Here is a 10,810-nt window from a genome sequence, read left to right on the forward strand (position 1 = left end):
ATGTACCGCACCGGCGACCTGGTGGTGTGGCGTGAGCCCGACGGCATCCGTCCGGCCCGCCTGGAGTACATCGGCCGCACCGACTTCCAGGTGAAACTGCGCGGACAGCGCATCGAACTCGGCGATATCGAGGCAGCGCTGCTGGCGCAGCCGTCGGTGAGCCAGGCGGCCGTCCTGGTGGTCTCCACGGAACTCGGCGACCAACTGGTGGCCTACGCCGTACCGGTGCCCGGCGCACAGCTCGAGGCGGAGCCACTGCGTGCCGCGCTGGCCGGCACGCTGCCCGCCTACATGGTTCCGGCCACGATCGTTGAGCTGGCCGAGTTCCCGCTCGGCACCAGCGGCAAGCTGGACCGCAAGGCGCTGCCACGCCCGACCCTGGCCGTCCGGGAATTCCGCGCGCCGTCCACCCCGTTCGAGGAGATCGTGGCCGGCGTCTTCGCCGAGGTGCTCGGTGTGGACCGGGTGGGTGCCGATGACGACTTCTTCGTGCTGGGCGGCAACTCACTGATCGCCACCCAGGTCGCGGCCCGCTTGAGTGCGGCGTTGAACGCGCGGGTGCCGGTGCGCACCCTGTTCGACGCACCGGTGGTCGCCGACCTGGCGATGCGCATCGTGCCGGATGCCGTGAACGTGGATCGGCCGCCGTTGACGCGGGCCGTGCGGCCGGAGTTCATCCCGCTGTCGCTGGCTCAGCATCGGATGTGGGTGCTCAATCAGGTCGATACCGAATCCCCGTCCTACAACCTGCCCTTCGCCATCCGGCTCGCGGGCACCCTGGATGTGCCCGCGCTGCGCGCCGCCGTCGCGGATGTGCTGGAGCGGCACGAGGCGCTGCGCACCCGGTTCCCGGTCGACGGCCCGGACGCGCTGCCGCGCCAGGAGATCCTGTCCGTGGCCGAAACGCTGCCGAACGGGCTGGAGGTCGAAACGACCGCCGATCGGGACCGGGTCGCCGCACTGTTGTCTGCCGGATTCGATGTCACCGAACATCCGCCCGTGCGCATCCGGTTGTTCTCCGATCCGGCCCGGGATGAACATCTGCTCGTCCTTGTCACGCATCATATTTCGGCGGACGGTGTCTCGCTGGCACCGCTGGCGCGGGATCTGGCGACCGCTTATCTCGCGCGCACCGCGGGGATCGCCCCGGGGTGGGCTCCGTTGCCGGTGCAGTACGCGGATTTCGCGCTCTGGCAGCGCGAAGTCATGGGCACCGAGGACGACGAGAACTCCATTGCCGCACAGCAATTGGCGTATTGGCGGCGACAGCTGGCCGGGGTGAGCGAAACCGCGCGGCTGGCGCTGGACCGGCCGCGTCCGGCGCAGGCATCGCTGCGCGGCGGCTCGACCGATATCGCCGTATCCGCGCAGGTCCACACCGGTTTGGCCGACCTTGCGCGCCAGCACAATTCGTCGCTGTTCATGGTCGTACACGCCGCACTGGCCGTGCTGCTCGCGCGGTTGTCCGGCGGCTCGGATATCGCCATCGGCACGCCGATCGCGGGTCGTGGTTCCGCCGAACTGGACGATCTGGTCGGCATGTTCGTCAATACGCTGACCCTGCGCACCGATGTCGATCGCGGCGCTGCGTTCACGGCATTTGTCGAACAGGTCCGCGAAACCGACCTGTCCGCCTTCGCCAATGCGGAGATACCGTTCGAACGGGTGGTCGAGGAGGTGCTGCCCGCGCGGGCAGTCTCGGCCAATCCGCTGTTCCAGGTGATGCTGTCGTTCCAGAACATCGCGCAGCCGACACTGGAGTTGCCCGACCTGACGGTCTCGGCCGTCGATACCGGTGAGATCGTCGCGAAATTCGACCTGCAGGTGATCGTCGAGCCGCGGCAGCACGCCGATGGCACGCCGGACGAACTCGTCATCGGCTTCGCCTATGCGACAGATGTTTTCGAGGAAGCCACGATCCAGGGCCTCGCCCGGCGATTCGAGCGGATCCTCGCCGCGGTCGCCGCCGATGCCCAGGTGATCGTCGGTGCCATCGACATCCTCGACGACGCGGAACGGGACCGGGCACTCGCCGCGCCCGTCCGGCCCGCCGCGCCGAGCCCGACCGAACAGGTCACGTTGCTGCCGCAGCTGCTGGCCGATGCGGTGGACAATAATCCGGACGGTGTCGCGGTGGTCTACGCCGACGCCGCGGCAAAGCTGGCCGAATGGGAGTACGTCGACCTCGACGAGCGCTCGAGCAGGCTGGCTCGACTGCTGATCGACCGTGGCATCGGCCCGGAGGATCTGGTCGCGATCGGCATTCCGCGCTCGCCGGAGTCCGTGCTCGCGGTGTGGGCGATCGCCAAGACCGGTGCCGGATTCGTCCCGGTGGATCCCAACTATCCGGCCGAGCGGGTCCGGCACATGATCGCGGATTCGCATGCGGTACTGGGACTTACGGTGGCCGACGTCGGCGCCGACCTGCCCGACGAAGTGCAGTGGCTGACCATCGATGCCGAAGATATCGATCGGCGGCTCGACGACTACAGCGCCGATCCGGTGACAGATGCGGATCGGGTGCGGTCGTTGCGCGCCGCGCATCCGGCCTATGTCATCTACACATCCGGATCGACCGGTAAGCCCAAGGGCGTGGTCGTCACGCAGGCCGGTTTGTCGAGTTTCTGCGATGAGCAGCGCGAGCGCTACCGGGTGACGAGCAGTTCGCGCACACTGCATTTCGCCTCGCCGTCATTCGACGCGTCGGTGCTGGAACTGCTGTTGGCCATCGGTGGTGCCGCGACCATGGTGGTGGCCGCACCGTCGGTCTACGGCGGTGACGAACTGGCCGCCCTGCTGCGCCGGGAGCGGGTGACGCATGCGTTCATCACGCCCGCGGCGCTGGCTTCGGTCGACCCGGCAGGCCTGGACAAGCTCCGCGTCGTCATCGCCGGTGGCGAGGCGTGCCCGCCGGAGTTGGTGCGGCGCTGGACGATTCCGATCGCCGGGCGGCGTACCCGCGAGTTCTACAACGGGTACGGGCCGACCGAGACCACGATCATGACCAATATCAGCGCGCCGCTGGTGCCCGGGGAGACCGTCACCATCGGCGGGCCGATCCGCGCCATCACCGAGTACGTCCTGGACGAGCGGCTGTCGCCGGTGCCGGACCGCGCCGTCGGCGAGCTCTACATCACCGGTGCGCAGGTGGCCCGTGGCTACCACGAGCGCCCCGCGCTGACCGCCGCCCGATTCGTGGCGAATCCGTTCGATCGTGCCGGCGGCAGGCTGTACCGGACCGGCGATCTGGTCCGCCGGACGGTCGACGGTGCGGTGGAATATCTGGGCCGCAACGACTTCCAGGTCAAGGTGCGCGGCTTCCGCATCGAACTCGGCGAAATCGACGCCGTCCTCGCGGGGCACGAAACCGTCGACTTCGCGGTCACCGTTGGACACGAAATTGCCAGCGGCGCAACTATTCTCGTCTCCTACGTGCATGCAGCCGCCGGTGCGGTGGCCGATGCCGACGAGCTGACCGCATTCGCCGCGAACAGCCTGCCCGCGCATATGGTGCCGACCATCGTCATGGTGCTCGACGAGATTCCGCTGACCCCGGTCGGCAAACTCGACCGGGCCGCCCTGCCCGCACCGGTGCTGCACGCCAGGGCCTACCGTGCGCCGTCCGGGCGATGGGAAGAGCTGGTGGCGAGCGTGTTCACCGAATTGCTCGCGCCCGCGACACCGGTCGGCGCCGACGACGATTTCTTCGAATTGGGCGGCAACTCGCTGATCGCCACCCGGCTCGTGGCGCGGCTGGGCGCCGCATCCGATACCCGGGTTCCGGTGCGCCTGCTGTTCGAGGCGTCGACGGTATCCGCGCTCGCGGCCAGGCTCAGTGACAACGAGGCCGGGAGCGACCGTCCCGAGCTGATCGCCGGTCCGCGACCGGAGCGGATTCCGTTGTCGGCGGCGCAGCAGGGCATGTGGTTGCTCAACCGCCTGGACACCGCCTCGGTGGCCTACAACGTGCCGATGGCGGTGCGCTTGAGTGGTGCCATCGATGTGCAGGCGCTGCGGGCGGCGATCGGGGATCTGGTGACCCGCCACGAGATTCTGCGCACGGTCTACCCGCCCATCGATGACGCTCCGGTGCAGGTGATCCTGCCCCCGGCGCAGGCGATTCCGCCGATGCCGGTCCAGACCATCGACCCGGCCGGGTTGGTGGCCGCGGTGGCCGCGTTGGCCAAGACCGTCTTCGATCTCACCGTCGAGGTGCCGGTCCGGGTCAGTCTGTTCGACCTCGGCGAGGGCGCGGATGGACGCGAATATGTGCTGGCGATGGTCGTGCACCACATCGCGGGCGACGGTTCGTCGATCGGCCCGCTGGCCCGCGATCTGATGACCGCGTATGTGGCACGCTGTGCCGGACAGGCGCCGAACTGGGCGCCGCTGCCGGTGCAGTACGCCGACTACAGCATCTGGCAGCGCGAACTGCTCGGTGCCGAGGACGATCCGGAATCCTTGGTGGCCAAGCAGATCGGGTACTGGCAGCAGGAACTGGCCGGATTGCCCGAACAACTCGATCTGCCCTCGGACCGGCCGCGGCCACTGCTGCGGTCCTTCGCCGGTGGCCAGGTGTCGGTGCAGATCGACGCCGAAACCCATAGCGCGCTGGCCGAAGTGGCGCGGGCTCGAGGTGCGACGGTGTACATGGTCGTGCACACCGCACTCGCCGTACTGCTGGCGCGGCTGTCCGGGACCAACGACATCGCCATCGGTACGCCGACCGCCGGGCGCGGCGATGCCGCGCTCGACGACCTCATCGGCATGTTCATCAATACCCTGGTGTTCCGGACCCGATACGACGGCGGCGCGAGTTTCAGCGAACTGCTCACGCGCCAGCGGGAAACCGATCTGCAGGCGTTCGCGAATTCGGACGTGCCGTTCGAGCGGCTGGTCACTGTGCTGAACCCGGTGCGCTCGCCCGCGCGGCATCCGCTGTACCAGGTGGGGCTGACGTTCCAGAACCTGGATCGCGTCGCACTGGAACTGCCGGGGCTGACCGTCGCGAGCCTGGATATCGGCGTCGAGGTATCGCAGTTCGATCTGCACTGGTATATCGGCGACGTCTACGACGAGACGGGCACGCCGCTGGGTATCGGCGGTATGGTCACCTACGCCGCCGATATGTTCGACCCCGCCACCGTGCAGGTCTTTGTGGACCGGTTCGCGCGCTTGCTCACCGCCATCGCCGGCGATCCCGATGTGGTGCTGGGCGAGATCGACCTGACCGATGCGACCGAACGCGCCGAGCTGCTGTCGGATGCGGCCGCCACCGCGCACCCGGTATTGGCGGATTACCTGCTGACCGGCTATCGCCGTGCCGTGGCGACGACACCGGATGCGGTGGCCGTCGTCCACGACGAGATCGCCTGGACCTATCGGGAATTCGATGAGCGCGTCAACCGGCTCGCCAGATATCTGATCGCGCAGGGCGTCGGCCCCGAATCCGTGGTGGCGCTGGGGATACCGCGTTCACCGCAGCTGGTCGCCGCGATGTACGCGGTGCTGACCGCGGGCGGCGCGTATCTGCCGCTGGATCTCGACCATCCGGCCGACCGGATCGGATACATGGTGGCGACGGCCGAGCCGGTCTGCGTGCTGACGACCAACGGCAATTCGGTACCCGTCACGGGAGTTCCCGTGCTCGATATCGACGCCCTCGAGCTGTCGGAATACTCCGGCGCACCGGTCGCTTCCAGCGAGCTGCGTGCGCCGCTGCGCGCCGATCATCCGGCGTATGTGCTGTTCACCTCCGGTTCGACCGGTCGGCCGAAGGGCGTCATGGTCGCGCACGGCGCGATCACCAACCAGATCGAATGGATGGTGGCGGAATACGGGTTCGGTCCCGAAGATGTCTACCTGCAGAAGACGGCGACGACCTTCGATGTATCGCTGTGGGGTTACTTCGCCCCGCTGTGGGTCGGCGCGCGGCTGGTGCTCGCCGCACCGCATGGGCAGCGTGATCCGGGCTATATCGCCGAGCTGATCGCGACCCACCAGGTGACGGTCACCGATTTCGTTCCGTCGGTGCTCCAGGTCTTCCTGGCCGCCGCCCAGGCGTCGCAATTGGCTTCGCTGCGTGCGGTTTTCGTCATCGGTGAGGCCCTGCCGCCCACCACCGTCGCCGATTTCGCCGCGCTCTCGGATGCTGGACTGCACAACCTGTACGGTCCCACCGAGGCGGCGGTCTCGGTGACCTATCGGCCCGCGACCATCGACGACCGTCTGACGGTGCCGATCGGTGTGGCGCTGTGGAACACCCGCACCTACGTCCTGGATTCCCGGCTGCACCTGGTGCCCGCCGGTGTCGTCGGCGAATTGTATTTGGCGGGAGACCAGTTGGCTCGCGGCTACCTCGGCCGTGCCGATCTGACCTCGGATCGGTTCGTCGCCGATCCGTACGGCCCGCCCGGTGCCCGGATGTACCGCACCGGTGACCTCGTGCGCCGCCGCGCCGACGGGGTACTGGAATATCTGGGGCGCACGGACTTCCAGGCGAAGATCCGTGGCCACCGGGTCGAGCTCGGTGAGATCGAGGCCGCGCTCCTGGCGGATCCGTCCGTTGCCCAGGCGGTCGTCGTGGTGGCGAAATCGGAGACCGGCGATCAGTTGGTCGCCTATGTGGTGCCGGTAACCGAGCTGGAGGCCGATACTCTGCGCGAATCGCTGTCACACGTGCTTCCGGGCTATATGGTGCCCTCGGCCATCATGGTGCTCGAATCCTTCCCGGTGAACAGCAGCGGCAAACTGGATCGGGCCGCGCTGCCGCGGCCGATCCTGCGCGCCCGCGAGTACGTGGCGCCGGCGACCGATACCGAACACGCAGTCGCCGAGGTGTTCGCCGAAGTGCTCGGCATCGCCAGGGCCGGAGCCGAGGACGATTTCTTCGATCTCGGCGGTACCTCGCTGCTCGCCTTCACCTTGCAGCGCGCACTGGCCGCCCGGCTCGGTATCGACGTGCCGATGGCGGCGCTGTTCACCGCGCCCACCGTGCGCGGCCTGGCCACCCGCCTCGACAATCCGGACGAGCCCATGGCCGTGGTACCGGGTACCGACGTCGCGACGATCACCACCGATGCGGTACTCGAACCGGAGATCGATGGTGCCGGTCGCGCACCGGCTCGGGCCGAGGCCCCGCGCGACGTACTGCTCACCGGCGCAACCGGATTCGTCGGCGTACATCTGCTCCGGGAACTGCTGTCCAGCACCGGGGCGACGGTCTGGTGCCTGGTGCGCGGCGACGATAGCGAGCGCGCCTACAAGCGGATTCGCGACGCCATGCAGCTGTACCGGATCTGGGACGATGCCTATCAGGGGCGGATCGTCGCTGTCGCAGGTGATCTGGCCGCACCCGGACTCGGACTCGACCAGGCCGACTATGCCCGGCTCGCGGAGCAGATCGACACGATCTACCACAACGGTGCTCGGGTCAATCACATCGAGCCCTACGCGCGATTGCGGGCCGCCAATGTGTCGGGCACGCGTGAGGTGTTGCGGCTGGCGACAACCGGTCGGATCAAGCCGGTGCACTTCGTCTCCACGGTCAACGCCGTGATTCCGAACGCGCCGGCACCGGATTTCATCGGCCGCGAGGATATGCAACTGCGTGTCGACGAGGTATCCACGAACGGTTATGTGGCGAGTAAGTGGGTGGCCGAGCAACTGATCCGCCAGGCCGGTGCCCGCGGGGTGCCGGTGAGCATCTACCGTCCCGGAACCGTATGCGGTGATCCGCGAGTCGGGGTGAACAGCGTCGACGACTCGTTCTGGAACATGATCCGGGCGGCCGCCATTCTCGGACTCGCCCCGGAGATCGGCGACGCAACCATGTCGTTGGTGCCGGTGAATTATGTGGTGGGCGCGATCGTCGCGCTGGCGGATCAGCCGCCGGTCGGTGCGGCGTATCACCTGGTGAACACCCTGCCGGTGGCGATCGGGGATATCTTCGAAGCGCTGCGCCGGCACGGGATTCCGGTCGAGATCGCATCGATCGAGGAGATCGCGACAAAACTGGCCGAGGAAGCGGCGGCGCGCGATGCGACCGGCGACGATTCGCTGGTGCGCGCCGCCTTGGTCAGTGGCAACTACGGCGGGCCCGCGGCCGCCGTCGACGACATCAACACCCGAATCGAATTGGCGCAGTATGGAATCCATTGCCCGCCGGTCGATGCCGAGGCGTTGGATGCCTATGTGCGATCCTTCATGGATGCGGGTTTCTTCCCCGCCCCGAGTGACGTTCAGCTGTAGAGAGGAAAGTATGACCGCCGACGCCCAGCCCCGTCCCGCCGCCGCTTCGGGCACCTTCGCCCTCGGTGGTGACCTACCGGTCCAGCGCCTGGGCTACGGCACAATGCAGCTGCCCGGTCCCGGTGTGTGGGGCGACCCGAAGGATCCGGACGAGGCCGTGCGCGTCCTGCGCCGCGCCGTCGAACTCGGTATCACCCTCATCGATACCGCCGACTCCTACGGTCCGTTCGTCGCCGAAACACTCATCCGCCAGGCCCTGCACCCGTACCCCGACGACCTGGTCATCGCGACCAAAGCCGGGCTGGCCCGGCCCCGTCCCGGTGAGTGGGTCCCCAACGGGCGCCCCGAATATCTGCGCCAGCAGCTGGAATTGAGCCTGCGTCATCTGGGCGTCGAGCGCATCGATCTCTTTCAGCTGCACCGGATCGACCCGCAGGTGCCGCTCGCCGATCAACTCGGTGAGCTCGCAGCGCTGCAGCAAGAGGGCAAGATCCGCCATATCGGCCTGTCCGAGGTGACCGTCGGGCAGCTCGAGAAGGCCCGCAAGATCGTCGATATCGTCTCGGTTCAGAACCAGTACAACCTCGCCAACCGCAGTGCCGAGGACCTGCTCGATTACGCCGAGGCGAACAACATCGCCTTTATCCCGTGGTTCCCCATGGCCACCGGCGATCTCGCCCGTCCGGGTGGTCCGCTGGACGCCCTGGTGCGCGCGGACGCCAGCCCGTCCCAACTCGCGCTCGCCTGGCTGCTGCGCCGCTCGCCGGTCATCCTGCCCATTCCCGGCACCTCCAGCGTGGCGCATCTCGAGGAGAACACCGCCGCCGCCACCATCACCCTCACCGACGACGAATTCGCCGCCCTGTCCGCGGTGAGCACCCCGGCGTCGGGTGGTGCCCGCGGTTGGCGTTCCCTGCTGCCGAAAGTGTCCCGCGGCTGAGGAAGCGCTCTGGGTCCCCGGCGATGCGGCCGGGGGCCCGGGAGTTGGATCGGTCGCGCCGACACCCGGTGATGTGGATTCCGGCGGACATGCCGGCCCATGCCGGATGGCGTAGTGCGGCAATCGGATCGACGAGAGCAGCAAGATGTATGAAGCACAGATGGTGGCCAATGACGCCGCCTATTACTACTTGTCCCGCTCGGGCCGGGTTACCGACTGGCCGATGTGGTGGGTATTCGACAACGGCGACACACCGCTGACCGCCGCCGATATCGCCGACCACTTCGGTCCGCGGGCCGAACTGCTCGAACCGCTGCGGCGTCGGATCCAGGAGGTGCCTGGCGGGCTCGGGCACCCGTTCTGGGTGATCGACGACAGTCCGATCGACACCCACATCATCACTCATGATGCGGCGCAATGGGATTGGGTGCAGTGCCAGGATGAGATCGGGCGCATTCTGGCGCGGCCGCTGGATGCTCGCGTCAGTGCCTGGCAGCTGCACGTATTTCCGAACGTGACCGGTATCGCGACGACGAGCGGCGTAGGCACCGTTGTGCTGATGCATATCAGCCATGCGCTGATGGCGGGTCCCGCCATGACATCGCTGTCGGAGGCGTTGTTCGCCTCGGTGCCGTTGCGCATCGAGGGGCAAGGTCCCGCGACGCAACGCCCGCGCCCGGCGCTCGCCGCTGTCGCCGGTGCACTGCGCTGGCCGTTGCAGGCGCTGCGTTTCAACGTCCGTGTCCGGCGTGAGATGCGCCGGATCGCCCGCGAAAACGATGACGGCGGGCCGAAAGTGCCACCGGTCGCCGCCACCCGGCTCAATCGCCGGATCGGCCCGGGACGTGCCATGCGGACGATTCCATTGGAACTGAGCGTTGTCCGTGTACCGGGAATCACGGTGACGGCCGTCGGGCTGACGGCGATATCCCGTGCGATGCAGCGCTATCTCGAAAAGCGGGAAGGGTCGTGTCCCGACGATCTCGCGGTACTGGTGACCGTCGCGGTGCCTGACGCGCCGGTGATGGGTGTCAATTACGTCGGCGCCGACGCGGTCGCGCTGGCTGCGACGGAACCCGATCTCGCCGCTCGTGCGCGCGCGATCGACAGCACACTTCGGGTGCGCAAGCATTCGCCGTCGGCGCGCCGGGAACTCAATCGACTCGCGCTCATCGACCTGCTGCCCAGCCGCACCTACCGAACGCGATTCGGTACGCTCGCGCCCGCAGATCCGGACACCCCGGCCTACGCACACACCATCCTGACCAGCATCCGATGCGAGCCGACCACCGAATGGTCACTGTCGGGCAAGCCATTTCGCTGCGCGGGCATGCTGCCACCGGTATATCCGGAAATCGGATTGGCGCATTCGTTCGTCGGCGCGGGCGACAGCTTCACCGTATCCGTGGCATGTGATCCCGATATCGTCCCGGATCTCGACGACTACTGCGACATCCTGCGGGAGTCGTGTCAGGAAGTTACGGCTGCCCTCGGTGACCCGCGGTAACGCTGTTACCAGGCCACCGGCAGGGCCAGCGGTCCGCGCACCAGCAGACCGCTCTTCCAGGGCACCTCGTCGATCGGTACGGCGAGGTGCAGGGTCGGGAACCGGCGCAGTAG

General features: G+C 67.7%; 3 protein-coding genes. All 3 read left to right on the forward strand.

What is annotated here, in order from left to right; translation table 11 throughout:
• Positions 1-8,250 (forward strand): amino acid adenylation domain-containing protein, encoded by an 8,250-nt coding sequence (locus AB0J29_RS36390; RefSeq protein ID WP_364795715.1) that lies wholly within the window; start codon positions 1-3, stop codon positions 8,248-8,250.
• A gap of 10 nt (positions 8,251-8,260) precedes the next feature.
• The gene (locus AB0J29_RS36395; RefSeq protein WP_364795717.1) at positions 8,261-9,190 is read left to right on the forward strand and encodes an aldo/keto reductase; all 930 of its coding nucleotides are present in this window, start codon (positions 8,261-8,263) and stop codon (positions 9,188-9,190) included.
• A 145-nt stretch (positions 9,191-9,335) separates the two neighbouring features.
• Entirely contained in the window at positions 9,336-10,697 is a 1,362-nt protein-coding gene (locus tag AB0J29_RS36400) for a WS/DGAT domain-containing protein (RefSeq protein WP_364795719.1), read from the forward strand.
• The last annotated feature ends 113 nt before the right edge of the window (positions 10,698-10,810 follow it).

The sequence above is a fragment of the Nocardia sp. NPDC049707 genome (genome assembly GCF_040674855.1).
Taxonomy (GTDB): domain Bacteria; phylum Actinomycetota; class Actinomycetes; order Mycobacteriales; family Mycobacteriaceae; genus Nocardia.

Coding starts and splice junctions, on each gene's coding strand:
- AB0J29_RS36390 (WP_364795715.1), top strand. CDS start 1: ATGTACCGCACCGGCGACCTGGTGGTGTGGCGTGAGCCCGACGGCATC.
- AB0J29_RS36395 (WP_364795717.1), top strand. CDS start 8,261: ATGACCGCCGACGCCCAGCCCCGTCCCGCCGCCGCTTCGGGCACCTTC.
- AB0J29_RS36400 (WP_364795719.1), top strand. CDS start 9,336: ATGTATGAAGCACAGATGGTGGCCAATGACGCCGCCTATTACTACTTG.